This is a genomic window from Olivibacter sp. SA151 (assembly GCF_054130995.1).
The window spans coordinates 4921682-4937141 of sequence record NZ_CP096391.1; the positions used below are offsets into that span (position 1 = coordinate 4921682).

Annotated in this window: 14 protein-coding genes; 7 read left to right on the forward strand and 7 right to left on the reverse strand. The window is 43.3% G+C overall.

Going from position 1 to position 15460, the window contains the following annotated elements:
- Positions 1 to 89: 89 nt before the first annotated feature.
- Positions 90 to 863, reverse strand: a complete 774-nt coding sequence (locus M1D52_RS20135; RefSeq protein WP_013665472.1) for a hypothetical protein — start codon at positions 861 to 863, stop codon at positions 90 to 92.
- A gap of 379 nt (positions 864 to 1242) precedes the next feature.
- Here M1D52_RS20135 and M1D52_RS20140 point away from each other — a divergent pair, with 379 nt between their 5' ends.
- Positions 1243 to 1695 carry a hypothetical protein gene (locus M1D52_RS20140; RefSeq protein ID WP_130856360.1) on the forward strand — a complete coding sequence of 151 codons (453 nt, stop codon included), beginning with the start codon at positions 1243 to 1245 and terminating at the stop codon, positions 1693 to 1695.
- 587 nt (positions 1696 to 2282) lie between these two features.
- On the opposite strand, the gene M1D52_RS20145 is transcribed toward M1D52_RS20140, so the two are convergent.
- The 3 genes from M1D52_RS20145 to tkt form a co-directional block, all read right to left on the reverse strand.
- Positions 2283 to 2903, reverse strand: a complete 621-nt coding sequence (locus M1D52_RS20145; RefSeq protein WP_130856359.1) for an HAD-IA family hydrolase — start codon at positions 2901 to 2903, stop codon at positions 2283 to 2285.
- Positions 2903 to 4030: a transaldolase gene (gene tal / locus M1D52_RS20150; protein WP_377612674.1), complete on the reverse strand. Its 1128-nt coding sequence runs from the start codon at positions 4028 to 4030 to the stop codon at positions 2903 to 2905. Before tal ends, M1D52_RS20145 begins: the two co-directional genes overlap by 1 nt.
- A 387-nt stretch (positions 4031 to 4417) precedes the next feature.
- Positions 4418 to 6427: a transketolase gene (gene tkt / locus M1D52_RS20155; RefSeq protein WP_437393168.1), complete on the reverse strand. Its 2010-nt coding sequence runs from the start codon at positions 6425 to 6427 to the stop codon at positions 4418 to 4420.
- 289 nt (positions 6428 to 6716) lie between these two features.
- Between tkt and M1D52_RS20160 the strand changes: the two genes are divergently transcribed.
- The 5 genes from M1D52_RS20160 to M1D52_RS20180 all read left to right on the forward strand — a co-directional run bounded on the left by M1D52_RS20160 (position 6717) and on the right by M1D52_RS20180 (position 11062).
- A complete protein-coding gene (locus M1D52_RS20160; protein ID WP_437393167.1) occupies positions 6717 to 8726 on the forward strand; it encodes a PAS domain S-box protein in 2010 nt (669 codons plus the stop codon).
- Between the two features lie 244 nt (positions 8727 to 8970).
- Positions 8971 to 9816, forward strand: a complete 846-nt coding sequence (locus M1D52_RS20165) for a manganese catalase family protein (protein ID WP_013665466.1) — start codon at positions 8971 to 8973, stop codon at positions 9814 to 9816.
- Positions 9813 to 10190 carry an SPW repeat domain-containing protein gene (locus tag M1D52_RS20170; protein ID WP_377612684.1) on the forward strand — a complete coding sequence of 126 codons (378 nt, stop codon included), beginning with the start codon at positions 9813 to 9815 and terminating at the stop codon, positions 10188 to 10190. Before M1D52_RS20165 ends, M1D52_RS20170 begins: the two co-directional genes overlap by 4 nt.
- Before the next feature lie 82 nt (positions 10191 to 10272).
- On the forward strand, positions 10273 to 10707 hold the full coding sequence (locus tag M1D52_RS20175) for an SPW repeat domain-containing protein (protein ID WP_437393166.1): 435 nt from the start codon (positions 10273 to 10275) through the stop codon (positions 10705 to 10707).
- Entirely contained in the window at positions 10688 to 11062 is a 375-nt protein-coding gene (locus tag M1D52_RS20180; protein WP_437393165.1) for a SpoIIAA family protein, read from the forward strand. Before M1D52_RS20175 ends, M1D52_RS20180 begins: the two co-directional genes overlap by 20 nt.
- Positions 11063 to 11064: 2 nt before the next feature.
- Here M1D52_RS20180 and M1D52_RS20185 read toward each other — a convergent pair whose 3' ends face one another.
- Positions 11065 to 11898: an MBL fold metallo-hydrolase gene (locus M1D52_RS20185; protein ID WP_437393164.1), complete on the reverse strand. Its 834-nt coding sequence runs from the start codon at positions 11896 to 11898 to the stop codon at positions 11065 to 11067.
- 75 nt (positions 11899 to 11973) lie between these two features.
- Positions 11974 to 12504 (reverse strand): DUF4142 domain-containing protein, encoded by a 531-nt coding sequence (locus M1D52_RS20190; protein ID WP_437393163.1) that lies wholly within the window; start codon positions 12502 to 12504, stop codon positions 11974 to 11976.
- Between the two features lie 307 nt (positions 12505 to 12811).
- Between M1D52_RS20190 and M1D52_RS20195 the strand changes: the two genes are divergently transcribed.
- Complete coding sequence (locus M1D52_RS20195) at positions 12812 to 14278, forward strand: PQQ-dependent sugar dehydrogenase (RefSeq protein ID WP_437393162.1); 1467 nt, start codon at positions 12812 to 12814, stop codon at positions 14276 to 14278.
- Positions 14279 to 14292: 14 nt separating this feature from the next.
- Here the strand turns inward: M1D52_RS20195 and M1D52_RS20200 are convergent, their stop codons facing one another.
- Positions 14293 to 15327: a S66 peptidase family protein gene (locus M1D52_RS20200; protein ID WP_437393161.1), complete on the reverse strand. Its 1035-nt coding sequence runs from the start codon at positions 15325 to 15327 to the stop codon at positions 14293 to 14295.
- Positions 15328 to 15460: the final 133 nt, after the last annotated feature.

The window sequence follows — 15460 nt, forward strand, 5'->3', positions numbered from 1 at the left end:
CCGTGTATAAGAAGAGAGGCCTTCTTTTTTATTCAAGGAGCAAAGCCATTAGCTTTGCTTTTAGATTGTCAGGTGTATTACGAAGGCTATCAAAAATAGCTTCCGACCGGAGCTACACGTTCGACCCAAGCCCCCGAGCTTGCCTGAAGTACGTATTCACTCAGACCGACTTCGGGGCTGTCAGGAGCCCAATCATACGTATAACCTAAGCGAGTCCAAGGATAATGAAAATCAGCAGAACCGGAGAGGGTTCTATAATAAGCAAAAAGAATATAATTATTGAACCAAGTGTTATAAGTTTCTGAAACGTTATTACTTAATACTGCCCCTGCTGTCCGTGTAGCAACTCTCGGATCTCCAGCAGGTCGATACAGGCGTTCGGGGTTTACCCACATTTCCGCAATATGTGTGTTGCTTCTTTCGTTGGCTGGAGGCAGACCTAAGAGCTGACAGATACGCATGGTCGTATCACTGGTAGTCTGTAAGTCTTTGCCAATGCGCGCTTTCATTTGTTGAGGAATAAAGACCCAAGATTCGCCCCATACGTTCGTAATGGAATCTCCTACCGGGTAGCTGTTCGGATAGCGCATAAAGCTGGCTAATAAAACATAGTCTTTCCCATTGATTGTTTTCCATTGCAGCGCCGTGTTCTCTTTCGAAATTTGCCAAAGTGTGTCAATGACTTCCGAACTATCGGCTACCATTGCATCCAAAATAGCGTGTTGATAAAGTTGGGCCATTGTAAGTGACGGAACTTCCGGGGTCGGGTTGACGGGATCATCCTTTTTACATCCGCCAATGAAGATCAATATGAACAAGACACATAAAATTAAGCAGTTACGGTTAATTGTTAAAATACGCATAAAATTATTAAACGAATTAAGTTAAAAGAAGGCTAAAATATCTAATTCGGTTTATTTCCTATAATTCAGAACCTCAAGTTTCATCATGACGATTTTCATCACTTAGCTGAGAATCACGCATATTTTGACAAGGAACGGCAGTGAAAGTCGAAAAATCATGATCTAAAGTCGCTTATTCATCTTGTTCATTTTCTTGAGCAATAAACGATCTAAACTACCGGAAAACCTGTAGAAAAAATAACTCATTTATGAGGATTGTAGAACCATACGGAATCAAGCAATTTTGTTAAGCTAATGTGTATTACAGAAAGAGTCCATAAAGTATTTTATTAGCCCTTTACCTGAACAAACAGAAACGTATTAAATAACAAGTTGGATTATGAAAAAGTTAATTGTTTGCTGTGCCCCCCTGATTTTTTTGTGTGTGGCCAGCGTGAAAGCGCAAAGTTTATTTGATAAAGTAGACCAAGCATTAAACAAAGTAGAAAAAGCATCTAACACAGCCGATAAAACAAAAGGAACCGGTGATAAAGTGTTAGGCTTTTTTAAGAAAAAGGAAAGTGCGGAAGAAGATTTTACGACCATTAATATTTCCGGTATTAACCTCACGAATCTTAAAAAGCTAAACGAGCAGGTTGAGACGTGCAAGGGAGTCGAAAGTACCAAGATGAAATTCAGTCCATCCGGCTCTGTGATCTTAGTAGACTACGAAGGATCGGCAGAGGATTTACTCACTGCCATTCAGGAGAAATCAAAAGACATTTTTACCGATGAGCACATTGAAGGTTTGGACGAACACTCGATCACGATTAACCTTAGTAAAGAAAAATAGTTGAATAGAAGAGTAGTTAAGTTGTTGAGTAGGGAAATAGTTAAGTTGTTGAGACGTTAATTGGTCAATGTGATAACTAGCCAATGAGCCAATGTGACAATTAGCCAATTAGCTAGTGTGACAATTAGCCGATGAGCCAGTGTGACAATTATTCGTAAGTGCTTGCTTTTTCGGCACTCATGAGCTTCCTACGGTCGGTTAGCCGATGAGCCAATATAACGATGTGATAAGGGCTGGTGCGACTGAAAGCTGATTACTGACAGCTGGCGAATGAGCCAATGTGATAATGGTTACCACATTAGCAGAGGTCCCTACCTAAAACCTATAACATAGAACTTATAACTGGATAGGGTAATTCGGTACGCCCCTACAGCTTAGAGCTTAGAGCCTATAGCTTACGGCCTTATAGTAGCAGATGCCCCTACCGAAAACCTATAACGTAGAACTTATAACTCGGAATAGCCGAAAGCCGATTTCTGACAGCTGATTACTGATAGCTAACAATAACAGCGAACAATTAAGAATTGAGTAGGGCGTTGTGCGTTAACAACTACTTAACCATCGCCCTACTCAACCACTTAACAATACTATATTAATCCGTACTGAGCCAAAGCTGATTTCGTCGTTGCTACATCGACATGTTCAACACCCTGTATACCCAGTTGGCAAGCCGCCTCAATAAAGACCGGGCGATCGTCTAAATAGACGATTTCTTCAGGCTTTACCTGTGCCAGATCGATTGCAAGTTGATACATATCCATATCGGGTTTTCGCATATGCACAAAACAAGAAGAGGCAAAAACATCAATAAAACTCTTTAGGTCAAATTGCTGAATGCGGTAGTCGTTCAATTCCCTGCCTTCATTATTCACGGCGATGGTGAGAAGATGATGCTTCCGTTTTATGGTACGGATCAATTCGATCATCTCGGGATAAGGTTGCGACTTTTGCATCATAAATGCTTTAATATCCTCTCGTGTAAAATTGCGTGGTTTATAGAATATTAACAAAGTCAAATATTCGTCCAAAGTAGATTTACCTGACTCATAGGCGTCAAAGATGATACGATGTCTTCCATTCAGTTCCTCAAAATCAAGTCCGAATTTGATTGCTGCTTCTTTACGAGCTTCTGTATCCCAGCCATTTGTTAAAAACACTCCTCCTATATCCAGAAAGAGTGCTTTAATGGTGCTATTGTGTTCAGGCATTAGGAAACCACCTCCTTGCGTTTCTGTGCAAGCACGTCCATCAAGCTATCAAAAGGTTTAATAAATTTCTGAATCCCTTCTTCTTCCAGGTGTTGCGTAACATCTGAAAGCTTAATGCCAACAATATCTTCCAATTTGTACAGCGTATAACGTGCGTGCTCAAGGTCATCTTTTAAGCGTGCTGCGGGGTTGCCATGATCGCGATAGGCATTCAAGGTTTCTTTTGGCAAGGTGTCTACCGTTTGTGGGCCGATAAGTGCTTCAACATACATTAGATCATCATAGGCTTTGTTTTTCACACTGGTGCTGGCCCATAGCAAACGCTGTGGTTTAGCACCCTTGGCTTCCAATTCCAGAAAACGATCAGACATAAAAAGTTCGTTATAAATACTATATGCCACTTTAGCACTTGCGATTGCGACCTGTCCTTTAATCTGCTTTGCCGCTGTAGCTTTACTCGGATCATTTTCAGCAACCTCGTCTAACATCGTATCTACCATCGTGTCGATGCGACTTAAAAAGAAACTTGCTACCGAGGTTACTTTTTCCAGGGGTTCTCCTCTTTCTGCCCGTTCTTCTAATCCTGCAATATAAGCTTCCGCTACTTCGCGATATCGGTCTAAACCAAAAAGTAGCGTTACGTTGATATTAATGCCTTCGCTTATCAACTGTTTAATGGCCGGCAAGCCTTCCTTTGTGCCGGGAATTTTAATCATCACATTCGGACGGTCAAGTGCTTTCCAGGACGATCGTGCCTCTGCAATAGAGCCTTCGGTATCCAATGCCAAACCGGGTGAAACCTCTAGACTTACGTAGCCATCCAGTCCTTTGGTCTGTTCGTAAACCCCCTTAAAAACATCAGCGGCATGCTGAACATCCTCAATAGCCATTTTGAGAAAAATTTCCTCATTCGACATATCCGTCTTTCCCAATTCACTGATGGTATCATTATAGTCTTCACTACGTGCAATCGCTTCTTCGAAAATTGCAGGGTTTGAGGTAACTCCTCTTAAATTGTCTTCGTCTATCAATTTCTTCAATTCACCGGATTGAATAAACGATCTTTTGATATAATCCAACCATATACTTTGGCCGAAATCAGGGATCTTTGCTAATGGATTTTTCATCTGATTAAATTAGACTTTTAGTGGCGATGAAGCTATCAGATTCATTCATACCCCTGTGTGGTTTGAATAAATCATGATGGTTTCATCTGATTAAATTAGACTTTTAGTGGCAATTCAGCTTGCATGAGCCGCGTTAATCACGCTCTTTTTTGAGCGGTAGCTCATGCAGGTTTCATTATAATAATTATTTATTTGTGTCTATTTCCAAAGGTATGCATGCTGCCTTCCGTGGCGAGAAGCCATCGGAAATCAGCTATCAGCTTTCGGTTATCAGTCGCTCGAACCTTTCTCACAACTCACAATGGGCAACTCACAACTGATCACTCATCATTCATTCGTTCATCAATTATAATTCATCACTACTTAATTACTAAACTAATTCCCTACTCAACGCTTCAACAACTTAAGAGCTCGATCGTAAACATGCCTGGCAGTAAAACCAAAATGTGTCATCACCGCTTTGCCTTCACCCGATTCACCGAAGGTATCGATGCCTATTACATCTCCGTTTGCACCAACATACTGATACCATAGTGGCGTCACACCTGCTTCCACGGCTAACCGTATGGTTACATGAGGTAGCAGAACCTGCTCACGATAGGCCTGATCCTGTTGATTAAACAGTTCAAAGGAAGGCATACTGACAACCCTGGCGCCAATGCCTTCCTTCGTCAGTTGCTCCTGCGCTTCTAAAACGAGTTGCACCTCCGACCCCGTGGCTATAAGAATAATATCAGGGGTACCATCGGTGTCACTTAAGACATAGCCGCCTTTGCTTAAGTTATCGCCGGAAGCGTAACGCTGCTGATCGATAACCGGTAACTTCTGTCGCGACAAAATGAGTGCTACCGGCCCCTTTAGTCGACTCATAGCAACTTTCCAGGCCGCTATCGTCTCAAAAGCGTCTGCCGGCCGTATGACCGTCAAGTTGGGGATTAACCGCAAAGCCGAAACATGTTCAACCGACTGATGCGTAGGGCCATCCTCACCTAAGGCAACACTATCATGCGTAAATATATAGGTGACCGGTGCTTTCGTTAAGGCTGCCAAACGAATGGCTCCTCGCATATAATCCGAAAATGTCAAAAAGGTACCGCCATAGACACGCGTACCCCCGTAAGAGGCCATACCATTTAATATTGCGCCCATACCGTGTTCGCGGACACCAAACCAAATGTTGCGTAAGTCGTAATGTCCCGGCTGGAAACTTTCATCGCCTTTAACAGGCGTATTGTTCGAACTTGCTAAATCCGCTGAGCCGCCAATCAACCAGCTTATATTTTGGCGCAATACTTCCAATACCTTTCCCGAAGCCTCTCTGGTTGCTAGCGCATCCCCGGCATTGAAAGTAGGCATCCCATTATCCCAGCCCGCTGGCAATTCACCTTCAAAGCTAATTTCAAGGTCCTTCGCTTCTACTTCAAAAACTGCTTTATAAGATGTAAATTGCTCGTTCCATGCCTGTTGCAATTCAGCTCCTTTTTGTCCTCGGCCCAAAAGGTAATCGCTCACTTCTTCCGGTATAAAAAAGTTTTTCTCCGGGTCCCATCCCAAAAACTCCTTCGTTTTCTTTAGATTTTCGATACCCAGTGGATTGCCATGTACCTTATTCGTTCCCTGTTGCGGACTGCCATAACCGATAATCGTTTTAACGGATATTAAAGAGGGTTTTTCGGTTTCAGCCTGCGCTGCTAAAATGGCCTGCTCAATGGCATCCAGATCATTGCCATCCTCTACCGTTAAGGTTTGCCAGCCATAAGCCCTAAAGCGTGCAGGCACATCCTCTGTAAAGGCCAAGCTGGTCGGCCCATCGAGGGAAATCGCATTATCATCATATAAATAAATAAGCTTGCCCAACTTGAGGTGTCCTGCTAAAGATGCCGCCTCTGAAGCGACCCCTTCCATTAAATCGCCGTCGCTAACAATCGCATAGGTATAATGATCTATTAAATCGTAGCTCTCTTTATTGTATTTCGTCGCTAAAAACCGCTCAGCAATAGCGATTCCCACGCCATTTCCAAACCCCTGCCCTAGCGGACCGGTAGTCACCTCAATTCCCGGAGTCAACACCGATTCCGGATGGCCGGGTGTTTTTGATCCCAGTTGCCGAAAGTGTTGCAGTTCAGTCAGCGGCAGATCATATCCGTATAAATGCAATAAACTGTACAATAATGCCGAGCCGTGGCCGGCAGAAAGGATGAAGCGGTCGCGATTCGGCCATTTAGGATCTTTCGGATTAAACCGCAGAAAACGATTCCATAAAACATATGCCATGGGCGCGGCTCCCAGCGGAAGCCCGGGATGGCCCGAATTTGCCTGTTGCACCATATCGGTCGCCAGGAAACGGATGGTGTTAACACTCAGTCCGTCTAAGGGGTTACTGTTTTCTTTAGTCATGGATAACTTTTTATGATCATTCAATTTGGACCCACCTTTGTATATCAGCTTTTGCTAGAACTATAACAAATTTAAGCAGCTTCGGTGTTGGATTTTTCTATATAACGTAATAATTGACTGATTGATTCTAATCATAAAGTCATAATTGTTTTAATTCAAATTCAGAAAACAGTGTTTACGCTTCACAAATTTTCGGCATTTAATTTGTGATGATTTCGGCGTCCAGCTCTTGGGCTATTACAGAAATAGTCTATATTTACAAACCAGTTCAAAGAAATTAGGTTAAATAATGGGAGACTCCTTTACAAATGCGGCGTACAACCCTTTTGGGAATGCCGACTTTTTGTTGCACAATTTGGTTTACGACTCAGCGGTGGCTATTTATGCCTGTAATACCGAAGGCACCATTATTTTTTATAATACTGCTGCAGCCACCCTTTGGGGCCGAACGCCCAACCTGCAAAAAGACCGTTGGAGTGGTGCTTACAAGGTTTATAGCCTCGATGGAAAAAAATTAGCTGAGGAAGAATTTCCGACTGCTTTAACGGCCAAGGGTCTAAATCCCACCGATCAATCCGAAGTAATCATTGAACGACCTGACGGGACAAACCGAAAACTCTTGGTGTTTCCCAAGGTGCTTTATAATACCGCTGGTGAAATTACCGGCACTCACGCTACACTAGTTGACATCAGTGACCGTACCCCCTTGGAAGAGCGGCAAGCTTTCCTTTCATCCATTGTCGAATCATCGGATGATGCTATTGTCAGTAAAGACCTTCAGGGTATCATTACTAGTTGGAACATTGGTGCTGAGCGACTTTTCGGCTATACAGCAGAAGAAGTAATTGGGAAATCCATTACCATTTTAATCCCCAAACCGCGCTTAAGTGAGGAAGACTATATTTTAGGGCAGGTCCGTAAAGGAGAAAAAGTTGACCATTATCAAACGGTACGACTCAATAAATACGGAAAGGAAATACTTATATCGCTCACCGTGTCCCCGATCAGGGACAAGCAAGGCAAAATTATAGGTGCATCCAAAATCGCCCGAGATATATCGGAAGAAGTGAAGGTGCAAAATGCTATCTATCAGTACACGCGGGATTTGGAAACCCTCAATTCTATCAGCCGGGCTATTTCTTCGAAATTGGATGTACAGAGCACTTTACAACAAGTGACAGACGCGAGTAAAGAAGTGACCGGCGCAGCCTTTGGTGCATTTTTTTACCATTTAGTTGATGAAGATGGAACAATAAAAACCCGATTTACCGTATCGGGTTATCCAGCGGAAGCGCTTAAGCATTTGGAAATGCCGCGCGACACACCCCTGCTTCACCCAACCTTCAACGGCAATGAGATTGTACGATCCGACGACATCAGAAAAGATTCCCGTTACGGCCAAAACTACCCCTACTACGGAATGCCGCATGGCCATCTTCCCGTCGTAAGTTATTTGGCGGCTCCGGTTATTTCTGCCAAAGGGGCCGTGATGGGCGGACTGTTTTTAGGACATCCGGAGCCCGGCAAGTTCAATGTACACCATGAAAGCTTGATCAGTAACATCACAGCCCAAGCAGCCATCGCCCTTGACAATTCCAGGTTATTCGAAGAGGTCAAGGCCTTAAGCGCAAAGAAAGATGAGTTTATCGCATTAGCCAGTCATGAGCTTAAAACACCACTTACAAGCGTTTACGGCTATCTGCAATTGTTGGAAAAGAAACCCGACAGTAAAATGGCGTCTCTGTTTGTTGATAAAAGCGTAAAACAATTAGACAAACTAAACAAATTGGTGTCCGAATTATTGGATATTTCCAAAATCGAAGCCGGTAAGCTTCAGTTTAATACCGAACTGTTCGATCTCGGCGAGCTGGTCCAAGAAACCGTAGAGTCTTTTCGCTTTTCCGTCAATAGCCACGATATTTCGTTGAACCGCCCCGCATACCCGATTACCATTAAAGCCGATAAACAACGAATCGAACAGGTTATCATTAACCTCTTAAGCAATGCCGTTAAGTATTCACCGAACGCCAATGAGGTTTTTGTCCAATGCGAAAAGAAAGAAACCGTTGCTACCATCAGCATCCGAGACGAAGGCATGGGATTGACATCTTCTCAACAACAACAAGTCTTTACCCGATTTTATCGTGCCGATAATACTTCGGGTATAGCAGGGTTAGGAATCGGGCTGTATCTTTCCCGGGAGATCATTGAACGACACGATGGTAGAATCAACGTTGTTAGCGAATACGGGAAGGGCAGTGAATTCGTTATTACACTTCCATTACCGAAAACACCTTAAACCCTCCTCGGCCTTTAATAGATACATGTTTGGTCGTATGAAACTACGCCTCGGTTACCCCTCATACCCATGCACTTTTTTGGCAAGGTTTTTTCTACGTCCTAATAAATAGATATTATCCTAGTATAATCCACTCGTCCGGTCCCACTATTGCAGAATCATAATGTCCATTTCGGGGGCATTATCGATACGGCATGATATTATCATAGTTCAATCCAATAGTTTAACTAAAAGAGAATCAGCTATGTTTTTTCATGACAGAAGATTACAGTACAAGGTTCGGGTTGATAAGCCCAACCCGCAATTCGCGCGTTTGTTACAACAGGCAATCGGCGGTATCGAAGGAGAAATTAGAGTATGTCTACAGTATCTTTTCCAAGCTTGGGGCAACCGGGGACCGGCAAAATACAGGAACATGCTTTTGGAGACGGGAACGGAAGAAATTTCGCACATCGAGATGTTGTGTACGGCCGTTGCCTTAAACCTGGAGGGAGCGAAAGGTTCTATTATTGACGAAGTGGTGTCGTCCAATCCGGTGGTTGAACAGATCATGGGAGGGATGGACCCTCGCCACTACCTTTCTGCCGGTTTAGCGGCTATGGCTGCCGATGCCAACGGTGTACCGTTTAACGGCTCTTGGGTGGTAGCAAGTGGTAACCTAGCAGCAGACATGCACGCAAATGTGATGGCAGAAGCTACCGGGCGTACCTTAGCCACGCGTTTATGGGAATCAACTACCGATCCAGGCATGAAAGACATGCTAGCCTTTTTGATTGCGCGTGATACCATGCATCAAAATCAGTGGCTAGCCGTTCTCGAGGAATTAGGTGGCCCAAGCGCGCATCCTATTCCGAATAGCTTTCCGCAGGAAGAAGAAGTTAGCTCCGTTGCCTACTCCTTTATTTCTACTAATATTAATATGCCCGAAAAACCGATTGCTCGATGGACCGATGGAACCTCCATTGACGGCAAAGGCGTTTTTACCTACGAGCATGGCACACCCATGGGCGAGGAACCTATGCTAGCTCCCCCCATTAGAGAAGGTTATGCCCAAGCTGAACAAATGATAAACAAAAAAGATAATATATGAAATTTATCAGTAGACGCGTTCACGCTATGTTAGACTATATAGTGGGAATCTTATTAATTCTTGCTCCTACCTTACTGGGTTTTTCCCATATCCCGGGGGCAAAGTACAGTGCTATCATTGCCGGTGTTTTAGTATTGGGTATGGCTTTACTTACCCGACATGAAGGCGGAGTTGCCAAGGTTATTCCGATGTCAACGCATTTGGTAATGGATGTCATCTTGGGCATATTATTGGCCTTATCGCCTTGGCTGCTTAATTTCAGTGATCAGGTATTTTTGCCTCATCTCATCGTCGGTGTATTCTCCATTATTGCCGGCCTCTGTACCGTGCCCGCCAGTCAACATGGCGTGGCTCAGGGCGGTGTCTTAAGTTAAACTAGCAGGCTGCCTCCCATAAAAGGCAGCCTGCTTTTTGAATCTACGAAATTCACTCATGTGACCAAAAAATTGAAATATTATGCTAGTAAGAATCTTCCCCCGAATACTGCACGCCGTATTAGATTATGGCGCTGCCTTACTGCTAATAGTTGCCCCCTTTCTTTTCCATTTTAGCGAGGAGCGACCGGCTACTGTGTTGTGTATGTTGTTTGGTGTAATGATTTTGGGTATGTCCTTGTTAACGAATTATGAGGGAGGTGTACGGAAAACCATACCAATGGATATACATTTATATGCCGATATTTTTGGTGGTGCTTACTTGGCCTTATCGCCGTGGTTATATTTATTTTCAGAAACTACCTATGCTTTTCATCTGCTGATGGGTATCGGATTATGCATCTCCGGTTTAATTACCGTTCGCGAGTCGCAACGGATTGTTATGCCAAAACCAGGTGATCAACATATATATACTTCAGCAAAACAACGGAAAAGAAATGTTAGCATTAATGGATAATTTTCCACCACATGTGGTGGCTTATCGGGCGCAAGGAAAAGTTAACGGCGAAGAATACAAAGAAATTGTAGTGCAGCGTATCGCCGAGGTTGCGAAAGCTTATCCTCAAATCAATTTTATTGTATTGCTAGAAACGGGTTTTGAAGATTACAATCTTCAGGCCCTTTTAGAATATATTAAAGTCAGTTTTGAACATTTTAGCAAATGGAATCGAATGGCCATCGTATCCGACCAACAATGGGTTCGTAAAATTTACGACATACTCAGTCCCTTGGTACACGGTGAAATCCGAACTTATCGACTGGAAGATCAACAGAGAGCAAGTGAATGGGTTTCAGCGCCATTGCCTACTTAGTTTTAGTCCACAAATCTACCATGTTTTGGTATGGCTACTTCGTCAAATTCAGTAATTAAACGATCCAAGCCCATCGTTAAGTCCTTTCCTTGCATCGCCTCGCCATGACCGGCAACTAACGTAGCAGGCTTTAGTTGCTGAAGCTTCACAGCCGAATCATAGGCTGCTTTCCAATTAGTCGTCAAATATCGCGGTGGCCCATTAATCTCCTTTTTTTGTATCAACACCTTATAGAGTGCGTCTTGCCTTACCGTCACAATGGCATCGGCAGACAATAAAAGACGATCTCTTTCTCGGAACAAAGCTATTTGACCCGGAGCGTGCCCCGGTACATGTATCCATTGCCAATCCGATAAAAAAGGTACTTGGCCGTCTTCCGGTAAAGGGAGCAGTCGTTCCTTAATATCGATCGATTCATGTGGATAAATGGCCGCCAATTTCGCCAACATACCCCCTTCCACTGAAGTATCCGGTTCTGGATAGTCCTGTAACCCTGTTAAGTAAGGGAATTCCAAGGGATGCGCAAAAACCTGCACATCGGGCCAATGGGTCAATAAGTCGACTACATTTCCCACATGATCAAAATGCCCATGGGTCAACACGATAGCTGCGGGAGGATGTTCGGCAAAACGAGATCGAGCCACCGCTATCATTTCGTCTGCACACTTCGGCATACCGGTATCCACCAAAACCCATCCTTCTTTTCCAACCTCACCAATCATGACAATATTAACAATTTGATTGGTATAGTAAAACACATCCTTGGTAACTTCTTGTCCGCTATTGCTATTGACCGATGTCATCGGTATAAACTTATCATCGTTACTCTTTTTCATTATTTACTTTAATTTTTTTAAGCGAAAGAAGGAGCACTTGGTGGCGCTCCTCCGACTTGAAGAATTAGAAAGAAATTAGGGATTAATTTGAGTATTCAAAGCTTTCGCATCTTCCAAATGCGCTTCAAGGGTCGGCAATTTTTCGTTCGCCCAAGTCCTCAAAGCACTGTTCGGTACACCGCTCTGACTCGCTGCCTCGGAAAATAACAAAACCGCATCTTCGTGCGATTTCACCATGATCTGCGCAAAAGCTTTGTTAAAAGCTTCTCCCGTAAGTGGTGTCAACTGGTCTAGGTTCGCCTTTTCCTTCGCTGCGAGCTCCATCGGCACCGTAAAGCCCTGCGTCTCCGCTATCGCTTTCAACTCTTCACCCGCTTTCCCGTGATCGTTCACCATATGCTCACCGTAACTTCGTACGGCTTCAGCACTCCCTTTTTCAACGGCCTGTGCTCCTGCCATAATTTCAAACTGATTGCTGCTCGCAGCCGTCGAAACAAAAGTTTGGTTATCCATCATCACCGGGTTGGTGTCATCATCATCACTGCACGATAAGACGAAATGGCTTATCGTCAAATACACAAACGCAAAAATCAAATACTTTTTCATAGGCAATTCATTTTATATCAGTAATATGTGCACGATCCGTGCCCCGATTGTAATTTTTGCCAGATTACTGAAATAATAAAAAAATCGCAACGCAATGGACTACGTGTCGATATACGCTGTTATCCATTTTTTCCGGCAAGATTTTTTCTGTGTCCTAAAACCACCATACTCGCGCCTCTTAAGATGTTGTATTATTTGGTTATTACTGACTCACGGAAGCAATTTTTTGGAAATAAAGACCTTTTACTCATATAATCCACTTTGGACGGATTTTATCTAGACACTAAGTGCTTCTAATCTATTCTATATGAATTTTCACGTTTTGTCTATTATTTTATTCTTTACCTTACCGCTTTCAAGTTATCAAGAAGAGCCGACATTTACGAGGCGTGTTATCGCTAAAAATCTTGCCGATCCATGGGAGATCCTCTATGGTCCCGATGATCATTTGTGGGTCACCGAGTCAAAGGGGTATCGAGTTTGTAGGATTGATCCAAGTTCAGGCAAACAAGCGGTCGTATTGGATTTAAACGACGAGCGCCGTTTCCCCCGATATGACACCCTCAAAAACACGGGTGGTAAACCTTGGCCACAAGGAGGCTTGATGGGTATGTCATTACACCCTGATTTTTTACAAGGGAAGCCTTATGTATATGTGGCTTTCATTTATGCTTTCGAGGGGACTGAGAAAAAAGGTAAGGGTTGTGCTTTGCATTTCAGAGGCTGTTTCTTCAAAACAAAGATTGTCCGTTATTCTTATAACCAAAAGCAAAATAAGCTCGAAAGTCCGCAAACAATAGACGACGACATACCGGGAAGTAACGATCACAATGGTGGGCGTTTAATGATCTCACGTCAAGGTGATCGCTATTTCTTGTTTTACAGTATCGGCGATCTCGGAGCCGGACAATTCGATAATGGTGGACGCACCAACTATGCGAAGGATCCAAGAATAAAAGAAGGAAAGATCTTACGCTACAACGTAGAACCGGATGGCGACAAAGAGCAGGATAGCCAATGGATTCCGAATGATAACCCTTTTAATGAAAACAATAGACAAAATGCAATTTACAGTATCGGACATCGCAATCCGCAGGGCCTTGCTCATGCGATTATTAATGGTGAAGAGCGAATTTACTCCTGCGAACATGGTCCCTTTTCGGATGATGAGATAAACCTAATTGAAAAGGGGAAAAATTATGGGCATCCCTTAATAATCGGATACGATGATGGTAATTACGACGGGTTAGCTGCCGGTGTCTCTGACAAGACTATTTTACCGGGAAAATGGCATACCAGCTATCCTTTAATTAGGAATGAAAAAGCAGCTGCTTTTAATCTCGGAAAGAACTATCGAAACCCGCTCCATTCCTTTAACGCTACTGACAGTACATCCTTGAAAAATCTCTTTAAAGCCATCACCTCTTCCCAAAGTCCCGAATGGGAATCAGTCGCTCCGAGCAGCTTGGAAGTTTATACCGGCGAACAAATCCCGGCTTGGAAGAACAGCCTATTGATGACCACCTTAAAGGCAGGTAAATTAATCCGTCTAAAATTGTCCAACGACGGTAAACAAATTATTGGTGAACCGAAAGAATATTTCGCCGGTAAACTACGATACCGCGATTTAGCCGTATCCCCTGATGGCCGTGAAATATACCTCGTCACGGATAAGTCGTCCGTTACTTCGGGCCCTAGCAAAGAAAATCCTGAAGACACAGAATTAAGAGGCTGTATATTAGTCTTCACATACAAATCAGATGGAACATTGTAAGGAAAATTGCATTGTTAATGTACCAATAATTCGACTTTCGGATTCGTTGGATCGGCTATGACACGAGCGCGCCCTCCAATTGGAATGGTTATCATTGGAAGGGTGTGGCCAAAATCGATATTGGCAATAACCGGAATACCGTCGAGTTGCTTTTTTGTCTTGATAATTTTCGTAAGAATCTCTTTGGTCATCATCGAGTTTTGTTTAAACCGACCAATAGCGAGCGCTTTTACCCCACTAAAGCTAGGTTGATTGAGAAGCGCTTGCAACTGGTTCTGAACATTTTTATAATCTTCCGGACCGTTGTCTTCCAAAAAAAAGATACTGTCACTTGTATCAGGCAGATACTCGCTGCCCTGTAAAAAGTTAAAAGTTAAGAAATTCCCTCCCAGAATTTTCCCTTCCATATCTCCTTCATTGATTACCCAATAACCGGGATTATCCAACTGTTCATGTTCCCAAATAGAATTATAGTAAAATGGCGAAGGACTAAGGCTTATCGGCTTATCGTCAAAAAGACATGCGCGAAAATAATCGAGAGAGAAACCAAGATCTTCTCCCGCACTCAACATATTGAAATGAGGGCCGTAGTAGGTCACTACACCGGTTTTAGCATACACGGCGTTTATTAGAGCCGTGATATCTGACAAACCACAAAGAATTTTAGGGTTGTCTTTTAACAATTTATAATCTATATAGGGCAATAACTGGTTAGATGTTGTTCCTCCGGATACCGCTAAAATTGCCTTCACCGATTTATCTTCGTAAGCTCGATGTAGATCCGCTAAGCGATTGTCTATGGTTGTTGATCCAAACTCATCTATTTCATGAACATGATCTCCAAAGCTTACCGTTAAACTCAATTCCTCTAACCTCTTCACGCCCCGAATGCGCATCTCTTGTGTTAACTTGGGCATTAAACTCTGCGCGGGTGCGATGATACGAATATGATCACCGGGTTTTAATTTGTCTACAACCATTCTTTGCTTTTCCTTTTTATATACAAGAACCTCTCCAAGTAAAGCGTGATTGGCAGGCCTTGCGAGCATATGCAAGCCCTTAATCAAACCGTATTGAACAACTATGTAGGGCCTGTGTGGATTAGCTTCATCAATGCTATTCCTTTGGCAGCGTCGACCATATGACACATGCATCTTCTATGCTATAGTAGTGTAAGTTTTT

Excerpts from the sequence above, each read along its gene's own strand:
- M1D52_RS20135 (WP_013665472.1), bottom strand. The coding sequence starts at position 863 with ATGCGTATTTTAACAATTAACCGTAACTGCTTAATTTTATGTGTCTTG.
- M1D52_RS20140 (WP_130856360.1), top strand. The coding sequence starts at position 1,243 with ATGAAAAAGTTAATTGTTTGCTGTGCCCCCCTGATTTTTTTGTGTGTG.
- M1D52_RS20145 (WP_130856359.1), bottom strand. The coding sequence starts at position 2,903 with ATGCCTGAACACAATAGCACCATTAAAGCACTCTTTCTGGATATAGGA.
- tal (WP_377612674.1), bottom strand. The coding sequence starts at position 4,030 with ATGAAAAATCCATTAGCAAAGATCCCTGATTTCGGCCAAAGTATATGG.
- tkt (WP_437393168.1), bottom strand. The coding sequence starts at position 6,427 with ATGACTAAAGAAAACAGTAACCCCTTAGACGGACTGAGTGTTAACACC.
- M1D52_RS20160 (WP_437393167.1), top strand. The coding sequence starts at position 6,717 with ATGGGAGACTCCTTTACAAATGCGGCGTACAACCCTTTTGGGAATGCC.
- M1D52_RS20165 (WP_013665466.1), top strand. The coding sequence starts at position 8,971 with ATGTTTTTTCATGACAGAAGATTACAGTACAAGGTTCGGGTTGATAAG.
- M1D52_RS20170 (WP_377612684.1), top strand. The coding sequence starts at position 9,813 with ATGAAATTTATCAGTAGACGCGTTCACGCTATGTTAGACTATATAGTG.
- M1D52_RS20175 (WP_437393166.1), top strand. The coding sequence starts at position 10,273 with ATGCTAGTAAGAATCTTCCCCCGAATACTGCACGCCGTATTAGATTAT.
- M1D52_RS20180 (WP_437393165.1), top strand. The coding sequence starts at position 10,688 with ATGTTAGCATTAATGGATAATTTTCCACCACATGTGGTGGCTTATCGG.
- M1D52_RS20185 (WP_437393164.1), bottom strand. The coding sequence starts at position 11,898 with ATGAAAAAGAGTAACGATGATAAGTTTATACCGATGACATCGGTCAAT.
- M1D52_RS20190 (WP_437393163.1), bottom strand. The coding sequence starts at position 12,504 with ATGAAAAAGTATTTGATTTTTGCGTTTGTGTATTTGACGATAAGCCAT.
- M1D52_RS20195 (WP_437393162.1), top strand. The coding sequence starts at position 12,812 with ATGAATTTTCACGTTTTGTCTATTATTTTATTCTTTACCTTACCGCTT.
- M1D52_RS20200 (WP_437393161.1), bottom strand. The coding sequence starts at position 15,327 with ATGCTCGCAAGGCCTGCCAATCACGCTTTACTTGGAGAGGTTCTTGTA.